This is a genomic window from Bradyrhizobium sp. ISRA430, assembly GCF_029909975.1.
GTDB lineage: Bacteria > Pseudomonadota > Alphaproteobacteria > Rhizobiales > Xanthobacteraceae > Bradyrhizobium.
Window position 1 is genome coordinate 6843757 of record NZ_CP094516.1, and the last position, 20634, is coordinate 6864390.

Here is a 20634-nt window from a genome sequence, read left to right on the forward strand (position 1 = left end):
GAGATTGAAGGAAGACCCATGATGCTGCTTTTACTGCCTGCCGAGCGCTGCGCCATCATCTCGTGGCCTACGATCGCGCCAGGTCCGTTCGAAACGGTCTTTGACGCGATCGAAGTTCCGTATCGACGGTGAGATGGTGGTCAATGGATAAGTAGCCCCTTCGCGCTACACCTGGAGAGGGTATGCACAGCGTCGTCCGCAAATCGGCCCCCGATTCCGCTCAGATTCGTATCCATCTCATGGCGAATAGCAACATGCGTCAGGAAGAGGGCCAACGTCGGCCCATACGGGTTTTCGGTGCTGGAGGCTCGGCATGGATTGCGTGACAGGTGCGTTGCCGGGATCGCTCTCGTCGTCACCGTCAATGTGGAGCCGCCGGGCCGAAAGTGAGGCGCAGGTATTGCGCAGCGAACGGACTCGCCAACTCAGGCATGGCAGCAACCGGTCAGAATCACCGCGGCGCCCTGGCCGCCGCGGTAGCGCTCGTCGAACCTGGCGCGCAAGGGTCCAGTTTGGAAGACCTCTCCAAATCCGGCCAGACCGGTACGTCTATCGCGACGACGCGTCTTGTTGTGCGGCCGGTCGGACTAAGCAGACGGGGCAGAGCAGCCGGCCCCTTGCTGACCAAAAGTGATCTTCAGTTAACGAAGCTAAAAAGCAAAAACTGTGGCGCGGGCGCGCCTATCTTTGAGGGGTTTTAGAGTATGAGCAATGTCACCAGAACGGCCATGCCGACGGCGGCCGGCCGCGCAGCAGCCAAAAAAGAACTGCCGGAGCACTTTAAGGCGTACAAGCACGTCTGGGTCTTCGTCGAGCTGGAGCGCGGCCAGGTGCATCCGGTTTCGTGGGAGCTCATGGGTGCGGGGCGCAGGCTTGCCGACAGGCTAAAGGTGAATCTTGCCGCTGTCGTTATCGGTCCGGAGGGGCAGCACACACGTAACGCCGCGCTTGACGCCTTTTGCTATGGCGCCGATCTGGCCTATCTCGTGAGCGACAATGTTTTGTCGGATTACCGCAACGAATCCTATACCAAAGCGCTAACCGAACTCGTCAACACCTACAAGCCCGAGATCCTGCTGTTGGGGGCGACGACGCTCGGTCGCGATCTCGCAGGTTCCGTGGCGACGACTCTGTCGACAGGGCTCACTGCCGACTGCACCGCGCTGGACGTCGACGCCGATGGTTCGCTTGCGGCGACGCGTCCGACCTTTGGCGGCTCGCTGCTCTGCACGATCTATACCTTGAATTATCGTCCGCAGATGGCAACCGTCCGCCCGCGGGTCATGCCGATGCCTGAGCGCGTCGTACGCGATGCCGCTCGTATCATCGTCCATCCGCTTGGCCTTCTCGAAGATGATATTGTCACAAAAGTATTGTCGTTCCTACCCGACCGCGATGCAGAAACCTCCAATCTGGCCTATGCCGATGTCGTAGTTGCGGGCGGCCTGGGACTGGGATCGCCTGAGAACTTTCGGTTGGTGCGCGAGCTCGCAACTCTGCTTGGCGCTGAATATGGCTGCTCGCGTCCTCTGGTACAAAAAGGGTGGGTTACGTCTGACCGGCAAATCGGTCAGACGGGGAAAACCATCCGGCCAAAGCTCTATATTGCCGCCGGCATTTCCGGCGCGATCCAGCACCGTGTTGGCGTGGAGGGCGCGGATCTGATCGTCGCCGTCAATACTGACAAGAACGCTCCGATCTTCGACTTCGCCCATCTCGCGATCGTCAGTGACGCCATCCAATTGCTACCGGCGCTAACGGCCGCATTTCGCGCCCGGCTTTTGCCGAATTCGCGCGCCCGGATCGCGGTATAGAGGAGATGATGATGATTGAAGAGAGATTCGATGCGATCGTGGTCGGAGCCGGTATGGCCGGCAACGCGGCGGCATTGACCATGGCCAAACGCGGCATGAAGGTGCTGCAGCTCGAGCGGGGCGAATATCCTGGATCGAAGAATGTGCAGGGCGCGATCCTCTATGCCGACATGATGGAAAAGCTGGTCCCCGAATTTCGAGAGGAGGCGCCGCTCGAACGTCACCTGATCGAGCAGCGGTTCTGGATGATGGACGATCGCTCCCATGTCGGCATGCATTACCGCTCGGACGACTTCAACGAGGAGCGGCCGAACCGCTACACGATTATACGCGCGCAGTTTGACAAATGGTTCTCTTCCAAGGTGCGGGAGGCTGGCGCGACCGTGCTGTGCGAGACGACCGTCACCGAGCTCGCACGGGACGAGCGTGAAAGGATCGTCGGTGTTCGTACAGATCGCCGAGACGGCGAAATACATGCCGATGTCGTCGTGCTGGCCGAGGGGGTCAATGGCCTGCTCGGGACCCGCGCGGGCCTGCGCGCGCGGCCGACACCTGATAACGTTGCGCTCGCGGTGAAGGAGATGCATTTCTTGCCTCGCGAAACTATCGAGGCGCGCTTCAATCTCAAGGGCGATGAAGGCGTCGTGATCGAGGCGGCCGGTACCATTTCCCGCGGCATGACCGGAATGGGTTTCATCTATGCCAACAAAGAGTGCATTTCGCTCGGCATCGGTTGTCTCGTCGCCGACTTCCAGCGCACGGGCCAGACGCCCTATGGCCTGCTCGATCAATTCAAGAGGCATCCCTCTGTGGCGCCCCTGATAGCAGGGTCCGAAGTCAAGGAATATTCGGCGCATCTCATTCCTGAAGGCGGTTACAAGTCGATCCCGCAGCTTTATGGGGAAGGCTGGGTCGTAGTGGGCGATGCGGCCCAACTCAACAATGCCATTCATCGTGAGGGCTCCAATCTCGCGATGACTTCCGGCCGCATCGCCGCTGAAGCGATAGGTCTGGTGAAATCGCGCGGCGAGCCGATGAGTGCAACAAATCTGTCGATCTACAAGAAGATGCTGGACGATTCCTTCGTCATCAAAGATCTAAAGAAGTACAAGGATTTTCCGCCCCTGATGCATACCCACTCACCAAACTTCTTTCTCACCTATCCGCAGCTCATCTCCAAGGCGATGCAAAACTTTGTGCGCGTCGATGGTACGCCCAAGGCTGAGAAGGAGAAGGCGACCCTGAAATCCTTTGTCAAGGCGCGGTCATGGACAGGTCTGTTCGGCGATGCTTGTCGTTTTGCCCGGGCCTGGCGATGACCGCGACAGTGTGCAGCCCAACAATGGAAGGTCAAAGCATGAATGTCGAACCCCCAGTGCGCGTCGAAGACAAGCTGTATTACAACCGCTATCTTGTCGACATCGGTCACCCTCACGTCAAGGTCCGTGCGCACACGACGCCGTCGCCGCAGCTACTTGCACTCTTGAAAGCCTGCCCCGCGCGATGCTACGAGCTCAACGACGACGGCCAGGTCGAGATAACCGTTGACGGCTGCATCGAGTGCGGTACCTGCCGCGTGATTGCCGAGCCCACCGGCGACATCGAATGGAGCCATCCGCGCGGCGGATATGGAGTGCTGTTCAAGTTTGGGTGATCGTGGAACGAAGGGCCGCGGTGCGACCGACGTTAGGCGACAGGGTCTCACCGCATCTGTGGCGCATTCCGCGTCACTTCCACGGCGCCTGGAATTCGAGCAAGACACTCTTCATGGGGACGCTGCGCAAGACATGACTTGCAGATGTCCCGCTCGTTCGAGGGCCGCGAAGGACTGGCTGTGGCGCCACTGGAGTGGCGCCACAACGCAGTCGATCGGATGGCAGAGGAAGGATCAGCCTCTCGCCTGAGAGGGGTTGGGCCCAGCGGCCTCGATTGCGATCGCCACTGACTGCATGATAGCGGCAAAGCGCACGGCGGTCTGGATCGCTTCGGAATTGACGCCCGCGGCTCTCAGTGTCTTCTCATGGGCATCGATGCACGCACCGCAGCCGTTTATCGCGGAGACCGCAAGCGACCACAGCTCGAAATCGGACTTGTCCACGCCGGGATTGCCGATCACGTTCATACGCAGCCGTGGCGGCATCGTCTTGTATTCCGGGTTGGAAACGAGGTGAGCGAAGCGGTAGTAGACGTTGTTCATTGCCATCAGGGAGGCTGCGGCTTTCGCTGCGGCAACCGCCACAGATGTCATCATAGCGGACGCAGCCGATTCCATCGCGGCAATCAGGGCTGCATTGCGGGTGGCAATCGCGCTCGCCAGCAGCAGCCCGTATTTTCGTTGCGGCGAAAGCGTCTCATCGGCCACCAAGGAGGTCAAGTTGAGCCTGACATCCTTCGCGAAATCGGGAATCCTGTCGCTTAGTTGTTCGATCGACGACATGCTGCCTCAAGCAACCTTCAAGGTTGCGCCGCCGATTTCGCGGTTGCAGGGACAGAGCTCGTCGGTTTGCAGCGCGTCCAGAACGCGGAGCGTGTCCTTAGGACTGCGCCCGACACTGAGATTGGTCGCATAGACGTGCTGGATCGTATTTTGGGGGTCAACAATAAAGGTGTAACGATAGGCAACCCCTTCGGGTGAACGCACGCCAAGACCGTCGACGAGCGTTCCCTTTGTGTCGGCAAACTGCCAGATTGGAAGTTTGTGCAGGTCGACATGTGAGCGCCGCCAAGCGAGCTTGCAGAACTCATTGTCAGTCGAACCACCCAGTACAACCGCATCGCGGTCGGCGAATTCATTGGAAAGCCGGGCAAACTCAGCGATCTCTGTCGGGCAGACGAAGGTAAAATCCTTGGGATAGAAGAAGATGATCTTCCATTTTCCTGGAAAGCTCGCTTCGCTCAGCGTCTCGAATGCACTCTGTCCTCCTTCTTCCTGCGCTTGAAAACCGGGCTTCACGCCTGTGATTTCGAACGGCGGCAACTGACTTCCAATCCCGAGCATGCTTGTCCTCACAAATTTGCTTTCTGTAGATGGTGGCTTCACTGTTGAAGCAAGCTATGTGCCATCCGTTCTCAGGAGTGGAGTCCAGCGGCTTTGATATAGGCATGCCCGCGCGCTTGGAGCGTCGATCTGGGAAAAATCTGTAGCCAAGCGCTTCCTTGCCAAGGTTCATGAAAACAGTCTTGCTTTGCGCGACCGCCGGAGATGTTCGCCTGCAAGCGTCTGGTCAAAGCCCGTTCTGCGTCCCTCAATAGCAAACTGCATCATCTCGCCATCAATGTGATGAATGACTGTCGGCCTGCCGACATCGAATGGAAATACCGAACCTGACGAAGCGCGAGGTTCGTAGCATCTAGCGCAAACAAGAGCGGCTGTATCGCCGCGACAACAGATTGCGCTAGTAAGGCCAGATGCTCGCGGCTGCCAAACAAGGTGCGAGTGATCATAGGCTACGGCGCTTTGCGCATTAAGGCGCTTGAAGCGGCGGTAGATCACCATGCTCGAGGGTTTGCCGGATCCTGAACGTTTGAAAGTCAAGCAGGCTCGCCGTCGGCGGCGATTGGGGCTTGAACTCTACGTAGCGTCAGGTTGTACAGTCTGGATCATACATGCGGCGATCACTCTGAAGCTCCATGATCAGAAGGAGAGACCTCAATGTCTCAAGATCTTAGGTGCGTTAGGTATGTGGCTGTGCAGGCACGACCCGATTTGTCGCGGATGTGAGGGCATTGGCGAAGAATTGACTGAGAAGCAAAACTTTCAGTCGCAAGTATCAAATGCCGGTAGGTCTTCCAATGGCAATGGATCAGCCCAATTTCGATCCCGATGTGCCGCACGCGACCTTGCCGGGGGGGAGTAGTACGCGAAGGGCCGTTGCTCTTCCGATGAGGCAAGTTGGCTTTCGTTTCTCTTGGACTGTTTTCGGTTTTAGCGATGCCACTCAGGAGCGGGCGCTCTGCTGCAGCTGGCAAGGTTGGGCCGGTGTGAGTAATGCACGAGCTCGGAGCGGCGTGCGATGGGGTCTCTTTTGTTCAGGCATCGATCTCGTCGGCCGGCTTTTTTGAGCGGGAATCTACATGGTCGGCGCACCGGAGTGTGACTCTGGGTCGGCTATGAAGAGTTACGTCATCTAGGGAGAGTGGTGTGGAGCCGGGTTATAACGATCCGAACTATTGGATGCGCTGGTATGCCGAGCAACAAGAGCTGCAGCGAGCGCGGCAAGAGGCCGCTGCCGAGCCTGCAGATCAAGCTGGCTTCGAGCAGCAGTTGGACGAGCTGCAACTCCACTCTTCTGAGGAGAGTTCGCCTGAGGCGAGTTCCCCCGAGGCTCCAGCCGCCCGGTCGCATGAAAATATCCAGCGTACGGATATTGGTGGTTCGATGCGGATGCCGCCCAGGTCCAACCTGCGGGACAGTTCCTTCAGCAGCACGCGTTATAGCGTCGATGTTCCGCACGCTCATCTTGGCTCGGCCGCAACCAATTACCAATCTGACTTGCGGGACAGACCATTCAGCAGCATGCGCTACACAGCGCCGTCGGAAGTACAACCGGAGGCGCGGACCAAGGAGAGCAAGTCCCGTGGACTGTTCTCGCGGGTCAAATCAGGGCTCGGCAAGGTCTTTGGAGGAAGTCGCCGGGAGAAGTCCTCCGGGGGCTCGTCCTCCGACGCCGTCTATTCAGAGCTCCGCATGGATTTCGCAAAGCGCAGTCGACCGTCCGAAGAGGACTTGGAGCTGATTGAAGAGTTCAAGACGGCATTGGGTAGCGCGAACCGTAAGACCAAGACCATCGAGAACTACGTGACGGCTCTTCGAATGTTCAGCGAGTTCCTCCGACCCAAAGGCATCACGCTAAAGGACCTGCTTGGCAACGCTGATCGGCTAGCCGCCTATAAAGATGAATTCATGAAGGTGGCCAGCGCCAATAGCAGGAACTATGTGGGTGGAGCATTGGAAACACTCCAGAATTTCCTGGCTGGAAATCCCATTCCGGCCCCAGCTTTTGTGAATACGCGAGAGCAACCGATGCATCCCCAGGACGAGCGGATGATCCGCCAGTTCGTGGAAAACGTCAAAGACTACAGAATTACTCCCGATGGTACCAGAGGCCGCGGGACTGGAAAGGTCCCGGCTGCTACGATCAAGTCCAATGTGCAGGCGCTCAACACGTTCGCTCGTTGGCTCCGAGCCCAGAATAAGGGGCCATTGGCTCTTCGGGCGTTCAATGAACCAAGGTCGCTAGCCGCCGACATCGACGAATACGTCGAAGCTGGTGGCGATGATCGTGACCGCCTCAGCGCGGCACTGTCTCACCTGCGCAGGATCGGGGCTGACGGGCTCCAAGCTGTCGGTGCCGGGGCCCGCCTGATGGGGCGCGAAACATTGTCGGCTCATCCGGAGGACATCTCCACGATCGATGACTTTTTGACCGACGCTCTGTCCAAGCTTGGATCTGACGCGACCAAGAAAGAGAAAGCCGCCGTTTCGACGATGGTTTCCCGGCTACGCTCTTTTAGTGATTGGCTTCAAAGGGAGGGCAGGCCGAGCATCATGGACCGAATCGGCGGCAATCCTGCGCAGCAATCGTCATTGAACGCAGATTATGCGGCGTTCAGTAAAGCCACAAAGCGGACGGCCCCACTCGATCCATTTAGAGAATACCTAGGTCTCGAGCCCCAACAAGGATTTCGCCCTTACGACGACGACGCCCGCCTCATCGCGGGCCTCGCCAACGAAGAGCTGAGCAAGCTCGACCCGAGTTCCCAGCACAGAAGAAAAACCATTCAAGGTACTGCCTCGGCGCAACGCAAGTTCAGCGACTGGCTCCGCACAGAGGGTAGGGAGAGCATCGCGAGCCGAATCAACGGCAACAATGAGCAGCAACGCTCGCTGGATGCAGACTACCGGGCTTACGCCGAAGCCAAAGGGAAATCTGGCGTGACTCTCAAGAAGCTCAGGCAGTATGCGCAAGTCGTCGAGGCAAACAGAGCGCTGGGTGTACCCTCTCCTCAGCAAAGAGCAGGCTCGGATTCAACCTCCATCCCGACCTGGATGCGAGATTTGCCGACGCCGCCGTCCGAAAGTGAGTGGCCGCCGGTGTTAGGCCCGTTTGGTCAGGCCGGCTTGCAGGAGCAGGCTGGGTCGAGCTCGACCTCGTCCTGGCTGCGAGATTTGCCGACGCCGCCGTCCGAAAGTGAGTGGCCGCCGATCGTAGGCCCGTTTCGGCAGGCCGGCTTGCAGGAGCCGGCTGGGTCGAGCTCGACTTGGTCCCCACAACTGCCGACCTATTTCGACTTTCCAACGCCGAAGGGTGAGCCAGCTCGGTCCTCAGACATCTATCGGGGTCTCGGTTCTTTGGTTGACCTGCCGTCCACACCGCAGGACATGCGTGACGATGCTCAGTCAGGGCCGGTGCAGAGCCCTGCCGGCAGACCTCCGTTCTTCATCGGGCCATCAGGCGTACCTCAAGAGCTGGAGGATATCGGATATCTCGTCGGCGAGGATTGGCAGCATGGCTCACAGCCGGTGCCGGATTTTCTGCTCGATGTACTGGACAATAAAATGCTGTTGCCGAGTTCGCGAATGGCTCCCCAGCCGGTCTCCATCAACGGGGAGGCCTACTCCATCACGTTGGGTCCGCGAGGACGCCGCGACGCTCAGCTGATCCATCATGCTGGCCCATCCTCGGCTCCTAAGGCCAGGGTCGGCGGTTCGGCTGCGAGCGCCTCTGCCGGCGACCGCAGCGGGCGGGTGCTCGGAGCCAGGGACTGGCTGGGCGACGAGCATATCCAGCGGGACTACGAACTCCTGGCGCACGAGTTGTGGGCGAGCAATCCAAATCTTGCCGCCCGGACCCGGTTTGTAGACCCTCTCATGGCCTTTCGGGTGGGCCAGGGTACCAACGCCGACGCGCTATCCGCATTCCATCAGATTGTCGATGATCCCAATGGTAACGACACAGCCGACTTTCTGTTCTTGCCGGTGAATGACGCCAGCACCATGGACCTCGATGACCGCGGGTCCCATTGGTCGTTGCTGCTGGTGGACCGCCGCGATCGCAACAATCCGGTCGCCTACCACTACGACTCCGCCCGGGGACGCAATGACAGACCCGCAGCAATGCTCGCAGCGCGGGTGGGAGCCGGAGACAACCTACAAAACGCCCCCATACGCCAGCAGAGGAACGGCTACGATTGCGGTGTCTTTGTGCTCGACGGTACGCGGGCGCTGGCCAGGCGGTTAGCGGGAAGACGTCAGCCAGACCTGAACCTAAGTAATCTCGTCGTCGACCGGCAGGCACTGCAGAACCGACTGAGGGGTTGATATCGGCGGAACCGGCAGCTGGTTGAACTCTCGCCATAGAAGGTCCGCAATCGGCACGTTCGCAAGGCATCGCGGTGGCGCAGAGCGTGGGAGCGGGCGCAAGGGCTAAGGCTGTTTTCGGAGGCGGCGAAAGAGCCCGACGGGCGATTTCGGAGACGACGTGGTCGACAGTCTCACTGTCGTCATCAAGCGATCCGGTATCGTCGTCCCCAAATAACCGCAGCTGGGGCTGAAGGCCCCGCTGCGCGCCAGGCGCGTTGAGATCTCGCACCACCACTGCTCCAAGGATTGACGATCACAAGGCAGCAGCGTGCCAACGCCCGCGGTGAAGGTTCGCCAGTCGGCAAGGCATTTTTTCGGAACGGCTGTCAGGACTGGTACGCCTCGGGTGATCGCGTCAACGAATTCGGCGCGCAGGCCCCGGCCAGCGGCTTCTTGTTTGGCGAATTTGTTGATCACAAGAAGATCGATCTTGTTGCGAAGTGCCTGGGAAACGACAGCTGCGGCCTCGGCAAGCCCATTTGTATCGAGATTACAGGACATAGCTCCGCTGCCGAGTGGCTGGGAAATCGAGATCTCTTGTCCTGTCGCAACGTCGATTGCGAGCATGACGTGCGTGCCGTTTGCGCACCTCGCGTGTCGCTGCACGATGCCGCCGATGCGTACGCCTTGCTGCGCGATGTCCTGCGCGAAATCGGCGAGTAGCCTATCCACATCATCTTTTGGACGGTAGAGAATAGCCCCCACACTATTCGGATCTATCTCATCCAGATTATCGATCATGGCCGGGTTCCTGTTGATGTGTTTCTCGTATCGGGGCATAGCTGTCGAACGCTCTCATGCGGATCGTGGCAGGCGTTGCAAGCACCGCTCGGCAGCCGCGAGCGGAACGGCGCGCGCGACCTCCGCAAAAACGTTCGCTCCATTGCTGAGCCGTAGCGCGTCAAAGGAGCGGCGCGTGATGCGCGCCAAAAGCGGCACGCTAGAACGGCCAGTTTCAAGAGCCAGAACCAAGGTGACCTCCGCCTCGTCGAACGGCAGAGAGGCTTTGATGCGTGCCGGAAATACATTGAGGATAGAGCTTGCCCGTGGGGGCTCGCACGCGATGCTGACATCGCCGGCTGCGATGCGCAGCCGCAGTTGCGCGCCCGGTCTAAGCGGCACTCCAGGTATCAGAAGGCGCGCCCCGTTGAGGCGGAGCATGATCAGCCCATAGCGTCCATCATAGCCGCCGACCAAGGTATCAAGGCAGACTGCCGCTTCGCCGCGCCTGGCAAGCGCCGGATCGCTCTGAACGACATTAAGCGGCCCGGCCGCAGTCACGACGCCATCTTTCATCATGACAAGATGATCGGCAAAACGCTCGATATCAGCGATATCATGGGTGATGTAGATCATCGGCAATGGGAGCTTTTCCCGCATGCGCTCGAGAAATGGCAGGATCTCGCATTTGGCGGAGCGGTCGAGCACAATGAGTGGATCGTCCAGCAAAAGTAGCTGAGGTTGGCCCAACAGCGCGCTGCCAAGGGCAAGTCGCTGTCGCTCGGCCGCGGAAAGATGTGATGGCGAACGCTCGAGCAGCGGCGACAAGGCGAGCAATTCGACCACTCCATCAAAATCGATTAGTGCTGGTGTCGATTTTGACGCCTTGTATAGGAGGGTGTGCCGTACAGACCAATGAGAAAGAGGAATTGGTGGTCGGAATACATATGCGACGGGACGCAGATGAGGCGGTCGAAACGTCGTCTCATCCTGCCAAATCTCTCCATCGACCGCACAAAATCCAGTCGGCACATGCTGCACGCCAGCGATGCAGCGCGCGAGTGTGGTCTTGCCGCACCCGGGCGGACCAAAAATTGCTGTGACGCCTTTGGCCGGCAGGCTGAATTGCGCATCTAGCGGAATGTTTGCGAGAGAGCCATTGAAGGCAACCTCAATATAGCCCGTTTTTGCTTCTCTCATGAACCTGCGCCTGTGCTGTATCGTCCCGTCCAAGTCACGAGCACAATCGCTGCAATGCAGATGATGGCCATGCCTGCGACAATCCAGTCTGTGCCGCTCCAGCACGGCGTCTCTGCTGGCGTGAGGGCATCAGCTGCGGCGGCGGAATCGGTGTTAAGACCAGAGGCTTATTGAGTATCCCTGCGCCGCGAGGATTGTGACAATCGGACGCTGCCCAGTGCGCTTGCCAATGAGAGGCAAAGTGCCTGTCCAGCAGCGGGAGGTTCTCAGCCTGCTTGGCCGGGCCGAGGGCTTCTGCTGAATGTCCAAATCGCGCGGCTTGAGAGGTTTGGCGGTAAACATGTCGGCTTACGCCAGAGCTGAATACTGGCTCGGAGCCGGAAATCCTCATCAACGATCCCAAAGCTTTGGTAGCCGATTTGAAGTTTGCGCCGGTCGCCATCGCCTCTGCATTCTCCGGTGCGAGCAGCATCAAAGCCAGATCGATCAGGATGAATCGAATAAGCCTCATTGGACCTCCGGCTCCGCCGCGACCGCTTCCTTCGCGGCAACTGGGTCAACCTTACCCAGCAATCCGCGTGCCGCTTCAAGGAATATCCGCGCGGCTAGCGGCAACGGAGACTTTGTATGGGTCTTCACCCGGCGTCTTAAATCAGGGCATCTTATTGTATGGCTTTGGACGCTCGCGTCACCAATCGCACATGCGAAAGTTACGAGATGGAAACCGAGGATGATCCATCGCCTCTCGCATTGGAGATGGTGCTTTGGCGAATATGCGGCCGTAAAACTCGTCAATAATGCACAACTCCATGCCATCCGATTTGCCGCACCTTCCGATCTGCGCGGAGGAGAAGGTCGGCGGCCGGGCGCTTGGAAAAAGGGCTGATGTGAGATGATATGCGGTGCCCGTGAGCTACGGCAGAGCGTCTTCCTAGCAGCACCGGTTGCGGGCGGATTTCAGGGCGCGCGCGCGGACCTTCGTTGCAATGCCAGGTGACCAAGGATTGAGCTGCCAAAGATGGATAATTTGAAGGTCCCTAAGGAATTCTTGCGTCAGCGACGGACGGGTTGAGCGAAGCTCGCGATTTGGCCCTGCTGAATGATCCAGCTTGGACGGCGACATCGCCTGATTTCGTTGCGGCAGTGCTATCTTCCTCGCTAATCACAACGTAGCGTGTCGCTATCGTGAAGGCCTATTTGTCTAAGGAGGGCTTTGGGGTTGCAGTGGTGCGCGTGGGCAGTATCGGGTAATCGATCTTTGGCAGCTGCCCGGTGAGCGAATTCAGAAAGGCGACAATTTCGTCAGCTTCTTCATCGCTGAGCTTTGCGCCAAGCTGAACCTCACTCATCACGCCAACCGCTTGCTTAAGACTCCAAACCTGACCAGAATGGAAATAGGGCGGGCGCAATGCGACGTTGCGCAGCGGCGCCGAGCGGAAAACATACTCGTCGCCGAGATCCTTGGTGACGGCAAAACGACCCTTGTCCTCCCTCGGAAGCAGGCTTTCGGCTGGCTTTTCAATCATGCCGAACGGGAAGTAATCCTGTCCACCGACGTTGATTCCGTTGTGGCAAGAGGAGCATCCCTTTTCGATGAATAGCTTTAGCCCGGCTTTCTGCTGATCGCTGAGAGCATATTCATCGCCATCGAGGTACTGATCGAAGGGGGCGGCGGGAGTAATCAAGGTCGCCTCGAAAGCCTCGAGGGCCTTGGCGAAATTTTCAAACGTAACGGGCGCCGCATCGTTGGGAAAAGCCTTACGGAACATAACCACATAATCGGTCATTGAATTCAATGTTCTGAGCACGCGATCGGGCGTCGCATTCATTTCGACGCTGGCCTGGACAGGGCCTGCGGCCTGCGCCTTAAGATCCGCCGCCCGCCCATCCCAGAACTGCGCTACGTTGAAGACCGCGTTATAGACTGTTGGCGCACGACGTGACCCCAGCTGCCAGCGATGACCAATCGACGTCGGGCCGGCATCTACCCCGCCCGTCCCAAGGTTATGACACGTGTTGCAGCTAATAACCCCGCTCGCCGATAGCCTCGGATCGAAAAACAAGGATTTGCCAAGTGTGACCTTTTCATGGGTGATAGGATTGTCCTTCACCGCTGGAACGACTGAGGGAATCGGCTTGAAAATCCGCTTGGCGGCGCGCATCAAATCCTCATTGGCGCCTGCTGCTGGCGAAACCAGAATCGCTGTGGCCACAACACTTAACCTGCCGGCCATGGAAAGCTCGCGTACCGCTAATTTCCTCATGTGAAGTCTCGGTTTTTCTCCTAGACCGTGGAGTCGCGAACATAGCGCGCGGTCCGCGTCCGTCCGCAGAAAGACCTGCAGCAGTCAACGACGAATGGTGTCTTCCGTGTTTCGGCTAGGCTGCACCCAGCCTGACGCTCTGCCGGTGTTAGTAGCAACCGGCGTGCCAGCGAGGCTCAAGGTCGAAGCTGCTGAGCTGGTTTCAAGCAATTGCGCACCGTGAATAGCAGCAGGCGGCTTGACGCTGTCGAATCGCGGTACGTGACAATTGCAACAATCACCGTCCAGCCACGGTATCCTGGCCTGTCGGTCCAAACCTCTGTGCTTCTCGTAAACCCATCGTACCGAACTTTGACTCTGCAGGTCAGCCGGTTGGGACCGCGAACAAAGCGAGCTGCGCCGACGCGGCTTGTCGCTGATCGTCTCGATGCCTGCCCTTTGAGCCTTCAAGCCCCACACTAGGTTGACCGTCATCCACCAACATCGGTGACGTTCCTACCCGCGGGTAGTTGGTCAGGCGTGCAGTTGTCGGGAGTGCGTCCTACTGCCCCCAATGTGGGTATGCCCGTCTCAGGACGTATTCATACATGCCGGACGCTCAAAGTGCTTGAATCGACCGTAGCGTCAGGTTGTAGGCATTGCGAAGCTGAACACCATATTGGGAACCAGCATCGCCACACAAGCGCTAAACGGCGGATCTCTGTTGTATCTAGGTCTTCGCAAGGAGCGTGTTGCGCGTGGCACGACGATGATTCTGGGGACCGTAATCATTGCGGCTGCCCCGCAACAGCGCGACCGCGGCTGCCGACCCAATCCGGTAAACAGATTACGCTCGCGGGGCAAAGAATTATAGTGAAGGATATGCGGCTTAAGACAGGTTTGGTGAATCAAGAGCGGCGAATGAGCCGGGTTTGCAATACGCATCGCTGTGCAGCCGCTCTCGCTGTGATCGTGATCGCGATCGCAGCCACGTGGTGCGCAGGACACGCTCGTGCGCGAGATCGGCGGGCCGAGCAAGTTTTGACGTCGTGCAGACCAGACGTGATGCGCTTCTGTGACCGCTTTACAGGGCGTGGCGATGTGGACGTAGCCATGTTTTGTCTTAGGGACAATTTCAAGAACTTGCGCGGCGAATGCCGCCGCATGATGCCAACCGCGGCGGAGAGAAGCGACGGACCGAGACGACGTCTCAACAGGCTTCCGGTCGTCCTCCATCGAGAGTGAGGCGTCCGAGCGGCAGTTGCAGAAATCGAGCGACAGTGAGGTGTTCAGACCGACGGGCGCCGAAGTTTGACCAGCTTGGTGGCCGAAAGTCGATTGGGCTGGAAGTATCAGCCAGCCGAGCCGCAGTTCATCTATCAGGGGGGCTGAGCTCCGTGAATCGATTGGCCTCGATCACCGATCGACAGTGCGCCCACGCGTGTTACGAGGCTGTAATGCGCTCTGAACGTCGATTTCGTACTGCAGCAGTTGCGCTCTATTCAGCGCTGCAGCCATTCGCCGACTTTGAGGCCGTCGTGAGATTGCCATCGGCTCGCTGTAACTGGTCGGGAGGACAATCTGCGTAAACTGTGGTGGTTACGGCCGGACATATGCAGGAATCCGTGCTGCCCATCAATCTATAGCGTTGTGGTCGGCAACCAAGTATTTTCCGGCAGGTGGCTAACTCGGCTATATCTGGCAAAGATCGCCGGAATGTTAGCGTTGGAGGTGTGTTCGATCGCGGTCTTCCTCAGATTTCTCAGCTGGGGATTAGCTTGGTCTCGACTGCCGGGCTCAAGCTACCGATAGAGCTAGGAAACCTCCGTTAGCCGTCCATCAACTTCCCGAAGGAACCGCTCGATGCCATTGCGGCGTTCTCGATGGGCGCTTCAGGGGGGTCGCTTCGCCCGATCGTGGTGCTCTTGGTCGAATACACTTTAGGGCTCAAGGTCAAAGGAAACGCCGTCGACAAGAGCCGTTCAAAGGCAGAAAGCTGTTCAAGCAGACGCTTCTCAACGGCCTTGCGCTCCGCGCCAGGTAGGTCCCTTCTAAGTAATCGACGGCAGCGCCAGATTTCACTCCGCAGCCATCTGATCTCACTTAATGTATCATCAATTGAAGTCATCACAGATGTAGTTCACTTCGTCCCTGGAGTATCAAGCATGGCGATCGTCATCGAGCAGCCATTCCTTCGCTCCGCATTCCTGCTGAATAATTGCATCCGAGGACTTGCGACTTCCCGCCCGTTCTTTCGGCGAGTCGTTCGATGTATGCAACTCAACCCTTATCATCAATATCACCCTACACCGCGCGTGTGACGAGAAATCGCGGTAGATCCTCGCGTTTTCACGGCGCTGCGATCGTGTGCCTTGCACAATTCCTGCGCTCCACAGGATTGATTGGTGCGCGAACAAAAACCGAGAACCGGAGAGCGGTTAAATCCATGTCCGGACACGCAGACGGCTCAAGCAGGACGCTCAACGCATATCCCCATGCTCGATGGCAGTGGAATTGCAAGCGTTTGACGGTTTTGTTGCCTGTTCAGGCGCTGGACCTGACTTGGGCCACAGCTCGCGACTCGAAACGTAGCGATGTCGAGCTCTAGCGGCCCAAGCGGCGGAAAGCGGTGGCGGCTTCATGCAATCGCCTCCTCTCTGATCCTGATCAGTCCCGCGCTGCTACCGGGCATTCGCAATCGCTTACCCAAAAAATAATTTATAGGCGAGGTGGACCTCATCAACGACATGGGAAAGCCATGGGGGCGATTGTTTGAGGAAGGCGAGCCAGCCTGACTGCGATCCCCGGCACGCGCTACCCAATCGCCGGGATTGGGATCTTGGCAATCCGACGCAAATGTCGGCTAGACGCAGCGTCGCGCCAAATGAGCATTCCACGGACAATCATTGCTATCGACATCCTCTGTGCACACTCGGCCTCAGAAGACCGATTTAATGGCTTGAATCTCACGCTGCGACAGGTTGTAGGCTTGCTGATGAGTAAAAGATAAAGGCCCGCTTGGCAGGCGTTGATGGCGCGTCGCAAATGGAGATCGAGGGGGGTGGCCTGCTGATTGCCACTTTTTTCGCTTGCGGGCGATGGCCAGGAAAGCCATTTGCATCGTCGGCACGGGGCGCCGGGCCAGCCATTGTCAAGTACACTGACCAGTTGGAGCCGCGAGATGGCATGGATGATGGAATGATACAGGCAGCAGAATATGGCTGACCCCACCTGTAATCGGGTTTTTAGCGGTCCAGCGAAAGCGCGCTGGGTGAACAGCCCGCGCTCGCAAGCAAGTACTCCAACGGAATAGACGGTTCATTATCTGGCCAGAGGCGATGACCGGCAGCACTGATGGCCGCACAGAGCGCTGCGGTGAAAGCTCGGAAGGTTTTATGTCCTTTCAAACCAGCCTCACGAGGGCGCCAGGCGAAATCGATCGCGCCAGCGACATCGTTGAATTCTCAACAGTGGTGGTCACGCGCGACAAGCAACTGCGCAACGTCGATCATTCGGTGTTCCAGCAAAAGGCGGCGGTTGAGTTTCAATCTAGATTTCTGCCGAGGTTCGAGGAAAGCATCCGCGCCGGAAGATCGTGGGGCTACGCCACGACATGCAACGCGTTGAGTCGAAAGGCTGGACGCCGGCCGGGACGTTTGCGAGAGAATAGCTTCTCGTGTGTCGCAACTTGACGACGTTCTGATTGGGAAGGTCGGAATTAAGGCCTTTCCATATTTGCAGCATCATTCGGTCGGCACTCCAAAAGAGCGGAATGCCGCTGTGGAGCTATCAGAATCGCGCAACTCACGCTTTCTGAAGCCGTACGCCTGTGCTGAGGAGAAGCGGTCTGAGCTGTGAGGTAACCGACCAAATAAATCTCTCGATAGCAGCTTTCAACGGGCATGAAGCTGCAGTGTCGAAGATGACTATCCTTCGCAGCGACACTCTCGCGATGTGGCGGCCAAAAATTACAGAACTGAACAAAAAGTCAGAAGGACTATGTCTTGAGCCAGGCGGAGAATGACGTCGTCGAGCACATGCTCTCGTCATTGACGACCAGCTTGTTGCAGAATCGTATCGCGCCCTCTGACGAGCAGGTGATGCATCATTTTGGGTTAGCCTGCGAGAGAGCGGGACTGATCGCGACGGAGGAGATAGCAATACGAATATTGAAACGTGTTTCACGCGAGATCAACGAGGCGCAGTCGATGCTCGAGTTCATTGGTCGCGGTGCAGATCAACTACATTGAGGTCGACATACAGAAACTCTGTGTCGCACCAGTGCGGATGCGGCTGTTCGATCATTCAGTCGAACGCGTAAGGATTAAGTGCCGCCTCATCAGCGCTTGCCCGTCGAGATCTGCGACGGTGAGAGCCGAGGGGGAGGGCCGGTCTTCGTGGCGGATGTCAAAATGGCTGAGAACTCGTCATCGGAGAAATTTAGCGAACCCGTGTTAACGTCGGGTGCGCGCCTTCTCGTAGATAAGGCCGAGCGGCGTTAGGCGCGATGGGCTGTACACTTTTTAGCTCAGCTATTTACATGAGCGCTTGAACGCAGGGGGAAGTGAGGCCGCCTCGCCGCAAGCGACAGCAAAGTTGCCGGCCTAAGCGTCCCGCTGCCGGCGTGCCGGCACCCGGCACCAGTCGGCCCAGCTCGAAGTGATTCGTCTGCGGAGCGCTGAGCCTAAGATTGAGAAATTGATTGGGGCCGTCCAGTTTCGTCGCTCCGCGGTCCGTCAGCTTATCGACAGCTGGCTCTCCTATCACCGATACTCGCTGGCAGGCCCGGCTCAACGGGCGCAGATCTGGCAGGGGACACCGGGATAGACTCCAATATCAACCGATCCACCAGCGAGACTTCGCCTGGATTCGCTGCACCGTCTGAAGTTACTCGGTAGCACTCGCAGCAGCGTATTCGCGCCAGCCGTGCGTGACGGCCCCGCTGTGTCACCTCATTGCAGTTAGCGGGTGGAGCGTCATCCATGGTGGGGGATTACCGGTTCCGCCCCGGCGCGTTCGCTTCATTTTGCTAAGGAAGAGACGACATCGATGAATACAGAACAGCTCGGCACTGGTACGCCTTCCGCAACTTCCGATTCGGAAAGCTCCGAACCGGGCTCTCCGGCCGTATCGCGTGGGGAGAGGCCTTGACGGACGTGCAGGCGTCCGCTGCCGAGGCGGCTGCCTCGCAGGACGAGGTGTTGACGGACTGGGCTGCCGAAGACGGGCAGGGGCAACATGAGGATCGGCAACAGGCGGTAAGTCGAACGAGGGCTTGGCGGGGCACGGGCGATCTCAATGAGCCGCTAGATCTGTCGTCTCTGTCCTTGACCGCCTTGTCGGCGTCCATTCTGGTCGGGTTGCGACGCCTGAATGTCGACGACAATCAGCTCAACAGCCTGCCCGAGACCATTCCGGTCAGCATCCAACGGCTCTACGCTAGCAATCGGCTCACCAGCCTACCCGAGCTTCCACCTGGCCTGCGCCGGCTCGATGCCATCACTTGGCAGCACTTCGCCCATGAAGCGGGGGCCGCGGACTATGCACGCTTCCTCGACAGGCTCCGGGGCACCGTGAACTAGGCAGCCAGCCGTCAGGCCGCGTGTGCGCGAGCAATATTTCGGGTTGGCTTCGGGAGCGAACGCGAGCTGCGAAGATCGCATTACTTTGGTCTGGAACGGCATGCAGACCGCACGCCTAAACGCTGATGTCGAGGACGGCTTCTATGACGGGCGACTGGGCGAACTGCTCCAGCACGGCCGCGTCATGTTTCGCTTGGAAGCGCTGGAGGGGATCGCGCGCGAGAGGGGCAACTCGCTTCGTCGTGCCGATCCCGACGCGGACGTCGATGAAATCGAAGTCTACCTTGCCTACCAGACCCAGCTGCGCGAGCCGCTCGAGCTGCGGCACATCGCTCCGGACATGCGGTTCATGAATGTCTCTCACGTGACCAAGGACGATGTGGCCAGCGCTGAGGCATCGGTGCGGAATCAGCAAGCGGTGGAATTTCCGGACTATCTGGCAACGCGCTGGCAACCGTGGGAAAGCGTGACGAGGCGCATCGCGCCCGAAGATTATGCTGCCATGCAGGAGTGGCTCGTCGACGCGATGGGCGAAGAGTCTCAAACCCGTCTGAATCTCCGACTGGCCCAGCAAGGTTTGACAGGCGACGCCGATACCGATGCCGAGCGGGTGCCCAGATCTCGAAACGAGATCGCCCGCGAGATCGAATGCGCGGTCATGCACCAGGTGCTCGGGAAACTCGGCCTTGATCTATGAGCGCTCTCTGATGGAAGGGATCGTCGATCCGCCTGCCGCTCACAAGGTGAAGACAGTCATCGATCCTTTCGAGGACGGGCGTGCCTGCATGAGCCATTCGGCGAATGAGCTGCCGTCAATTGCCGGTCGCGTTGTTCGTGCGGACGATCACGGTAAAGATGCGCAATCCACTGAAGAGTCGTATACCGCAATTCATGCGTTCGCGTCTCGTTGAGAACGCCATTGAAGACTACTCATAGGCCGGACGAACAGATGGCGAGCCTATCGGAATCTCAAGTAGCCCTTGTGCAACGTAGACTGTCGATATCCGTCCCTCGAGATCGATAGGACTTTCGCAGCATCACACTCGAATCCAGGTCGCGAAACATGCTGTAATTCCGTCGGATCCATTGATGCAGCTCGGTGGACCAGTCCTTCTCGTTGCGCAGATATCCAGTGAACGAAAAGCTAACCCGGTCTATATATCTCTTGAGGAACAGCGGAAGTGCGGGAATTCGAAGCACCCGCTCGCCATCCATCGCTTCAGGTAATCCGCCACGCAGCACGAATTCATTGTGGACGGTGACCAGCGACGCCGGTGGAATTCGCCGCCGCAGCATTTCATAACCGCGAAAGGAGATGCGGTCAGCGCCCGCGACGAAGAGGATGATGGGGGCGACATAGCAGCGCGCCGTCTCCTTCATGAAGCCGATCTCTTCGCACATCCTGAAGAATTCGTCGAAGGCGTGAAAGCCGAGATCGATCACCTTGGCTACCCGGTCGTGGATAATAAGAGGGTCCATCAGCTGCATCTTGCCATAAGTGTCGATCACATCCGCGGTCTCCGTGATGTTGGGGAGGTAGTCGAGCAACGACGGCTCTTTCAAGTTGACGTCAAACGACAGTGCTGTGCCGTTTTTCAGCAACAAGAACTCGCTCATGGCCCGAGCGATGAGAGTTTTACCGACCTGCGGGCTAGGAGAGCAAATGATGTAGATGGGGGTTGCTAACATAGCCAGCAGATCAATTTCGTTTC

At 58.3% G+C, this 20634-nt stretch carries 17 protein-coding genes; 9 read left to right on the forward strand and 8 right to left on the reverse strand.

Annotated elements, in window-relative coordinates; translation table 11 throughout:
- Positions 1-704: 704 nt before the first annotated feature.
- From MTX21_RS32560 to MTX21_RS32570, 3 genes are read left to right on the forward strand one after another with little or no spacing between them, the layout of a single operon-like run.
- Positions 705-1814 carry an electron transfer flavoprotein subunit alpha/FixB family protein gene (locus MTX21_RS32560; RefSeq protein WP_280968662.1) on the forward strand — a complete coding sequence of 370 codons (1110 nt, stop codon included), beginning with the start codon at positions 705-707 and terminating at the stop codon, positions 1812-1814.
- An 11-nt stretch (positions 1815-1825) separates the two neighbouring features.
- Complete coding sequence (locus tag MTX21_RS32565) at positions 1826-3133, forward strand: FAD-dependent oxidoreductase (RefSeq protein ID WP_280968663.1); 1308 nt, start codon at positions 1826-1828, stop codon at positions 3131-3133.
- Between the two features lie 38 nt (positions 3134-3171).
- A complete protein-coding gene (locus MTX21_RS32570) occupies positions 3172-3468 on the forward strand; it encodes a ferredoxin family protein (RefSeq protein WP_027571403.1) in 297 nt (98 codons plus the stop codon).
- Positions 3469-3702: 234 nt separating this feature from the next.
- On the opposite strand, the gene MTX21_RS32575 is transcribed toward MTX21_RS32570, so the two are convergent.
- On the reverse strand, positions 3703-4251 hold the full coding sequence (locus tag MTX21_RS32575) for a carboxymuconolactone decarboxylase family protein (RefSeq protein WP_280968664.1): 549 nt from the start codon (positions 4249-4251) through the stop codon (positions 3703-3705).
- Positions 4252-4257: 6 nt separating this feature from the next.
- Positions 4258-4812: a peroxiredoxin gene (locus MTX21_RS32580; RefSeq protein WP_280968665.1), complete on the reverse strand. Its 555-nt coding sequence runs from the start codon at positions 4810-4812 to the stop codon at positions 4258-4260.
- Positions 4813-5955: 1143 nt separating this feature from the next.
- On the opposite strand from MTX21_RS32580, the gene MTX21_RS32585 reads away from it, so the two are divergent.
- Positions 5956-9135: a Ulp1 family isopeptidase gene (locus tag MTX21_RS32585; protein ID WP_280968666.1), complete on the forward strand. Its 3180-nt coding sequence runs from the start codon at positions 5956-5958 to the stop codon at positions 9133-9135.
- Positions 9136-9240: 105 nt separating this feature from the next.
- Here the strand turns inward: MTX21_RS32585 and MTX21_RS32590 are convergent, their stop codons facing one another.
- The 5 genes from MTX21_RS32590 to MTX21_RS32610 all read right to left on the reverse strand — a co-directional run bounded on the left by MTX21_RS32590 (position 9241) and on the right by MTX21_RS32610 (position 16455).
- Positions 9241-9918, reverse strand: coding sequence for a DUF2478 domain-containing protein (locus MTX21_RS32590; protein ID WP_348637457.1), 678 nt, complete (start codon positions 9916-9918; stop codon positions 9241-9243).
- Between the two features lie 54 nt (positions 9919-9972).
- On the reverse strand, positions 9973-11097 hold the full coding sequence (gene modC, locus MTX21_RS32595) for a molybdenum ABC transporter ATP-binding protein (RefSeq protein ID WP_280968667.1): 1125 nt from the start codon (positions 11095-11097) through the stop codon (positions 9973-9975).
- A 34-nt stretch (positions 11098-11131) separates the two neighbouring features.
- Positions 11132-11608, reverse strand: coding sequence for a hypothetical protein (locus tag MTX21_RS32600; RefSeq protein WP_280968668.1), 477 nt, complete (start codon positions 11606-11608; stop codon positions 11132-11134).
- Positions 11609-12290: 682 nt separating this feature from the next.
- Positions 12291-13361, reverse strand: a complete 1071-nt coding sequence (locus MTX21_RS32605) for a cytochrome-c peroxidase (protein WP_280968669.1) — start codon at positions 13359-13361, stop codon at positions 12291-12293.
- 2917 nt (positions 13362-16278) lie between these two features.
- The gene (locus MTX21_RS32610) at positions 16279-16455 is read right to left on the reverse strand and encodes a hypothetical protein (RefSeq protein WP_280971324.1); all 177 of its coding nucleotides are present in this window, start codon (positions 16453-16455) and stop codon (positions 16279-16281) included.
- 223 nt (positions 16456-16678) lie between these two features.
- Here MTX21_RS32610 and MTX21_RS32615 point away from each other — a divergent pair, with 223 nt between their 5' ends.
- The 5 genes from MTX21_RS32615 (at position 16679) to MTX21_RS32635 (ending at position 19833) form a co-directional block, all read left to right on the forward strand.
- Complete coding sequence (locus MTX21_RS32615; protein WP_280968670.1) at positions 16679-17032, forward strand: hypothetical protein; 354 nt, start codon at positions 16679-16681, stop codon at positions 17030-17032.
- A 312-nt stretch (positions 17033-17344) separates the two neighbouring features.
- Positions 17345-17590, forward strand: a complete 246-nt coding sequence (locus tag MTX21_RS32620) for a hypothetical protein (protein ID WP_280968671.1) — start codon at positions 17345-17347, stop codon at positions 17588-17590.
- An 897-nt stretch (positions 17591-18487) separates the two neighbouring features.
- Entirely contained in the window at positions 18488-18922 is a 435-nt protein-coding gene (locus MTX21_RS32625; protein ID WP_280968672.1) for a hypothetical protein, read from the forward strand.
- A 22-nt stretch (positions 18923-18944) separates the two neighbouring features.
- Entirely contained in the window at positions 18945-19619 is a 675-nt protein-coding gene (locus tag MTX21_RS32630) for an NEL-type E3 ubiquitin ligase domain-containing protein (RefSeq protein WP_280968673.1), read from the forward strand.
- Positions 19620-19629: 10 nt separating this feature from the next.
- Positions 19630-19833: a hypothetical protein gene (locus tag MTX21_RS32635; protein WP_280968674.1), complete on the forward strand. Its 204-nt coding sequence runs from the start codon at positions 19630-19632 to the stop codon at positions 19831-19833.
- 58 nt (positions 19834-19891) lie between these two features.
- Here the strand turns inward: MTX21_RS32635 and MTX21_RS32640 are convergent, their stop codons facing one another.
- Entirely contained in the window at positions 19892-20611 is a 720-nt protein-coding gene (locus MTX21_RS32640) for a hypothetical protein (RefSeq protein WP_280968675.1), read from the reverse strand.
- Positions 20612-20634: the final 23 nt, after the last annotated feature.

Coding starts and splice junctions, on each gene's coding strand:
- MTX21_RS32560 (WP_280968662.1), top strand. CDS start 705: ATGAGCAATGTCACCAGAACGGCCATGCCGACGGCGGCCGGCCGCGCA.
- MTX21_RS32565 (WP_280968663.1), top strand. CDS start 1,826: ATGATTGAAGAGAGATTCGATGCGATCGTGGTCGGAGCCGGTATGGCC.
- MTX21_RS32570 (WP_027571403.1), top strand. CDS start 3,172: ATGAATGTCGAACCCCCAGTGCGCGTCGAAGACAAGCTGTATTACAAC.
- MTX21_RS32575 (WP_280968664.1), bottom strand. CDS start 4,251: ATGTCGTCGATCGAACAACTAAGCGACAGGATTCCCGATTTCGCGAAG.
- MTX21_RS32580 (WP_280968665.1), bottom strand. CDS start 4,812: ATGCTCGGGATTGGAAGTCAGTTGCCGCCGTTCGAAATCACAGGCGTG.
- MTX21_RS32590 (WP_348637457.1), bottom strand. CDS start 9,918: ATGATCGATAATCTGGATGAGATAGATCCGAATAGTGTGGGGGCTATT.
- modC (WP_280968667.1), bottom strand. CDS start 11,097: ATGAGAGAAGCAAAAACGGGCTATATTGAGGTTGCCTTCAATGGCTCT.
- MTX21_RS32600 (WP_280968668.1), bottom strand. CDS start 11,608: ATGAGGCTTATTCGATTCATCCTGATCGATCTGGCTTTGATGCTGCTC.
- MTX21_RS32605 (WP_280968669.1), bottom strand. CDS start 13,361: ATGAGGAAATTAGCGGTACGCGAGCTTTCCATGGCCGGCAGGTTAAGT.
- MTX21_RS32610 (WP_280971324.1), bottom strand. CDS start 16,455: ATGGCTTTCCTGGCCATCGCCCGCAAGCGAAAAAAGTGGCAATCAGCA.
- MTX21_RS32615 (WP_280968670.1), top strand. CDS start 16,679: ATGACCGGCAGCACTGATGGCCGCACAGAGCGCTGCGGTGAAAGCTCG.
- MTX21_RS32635 (WP_280968674.1), top strand. CDS start 19,630: ATGGAAGGGATCGTCGATCCGCCTGCCGCTCACAAGGTGAAGACAGTC.
- MTX21_RS32640 (WP_280968675.1), bottom strand. CDS start 20,611: ATGTTAGCAACCCCCATCTACATCATTTGCTCTCCTAGCCCGCAGGTC.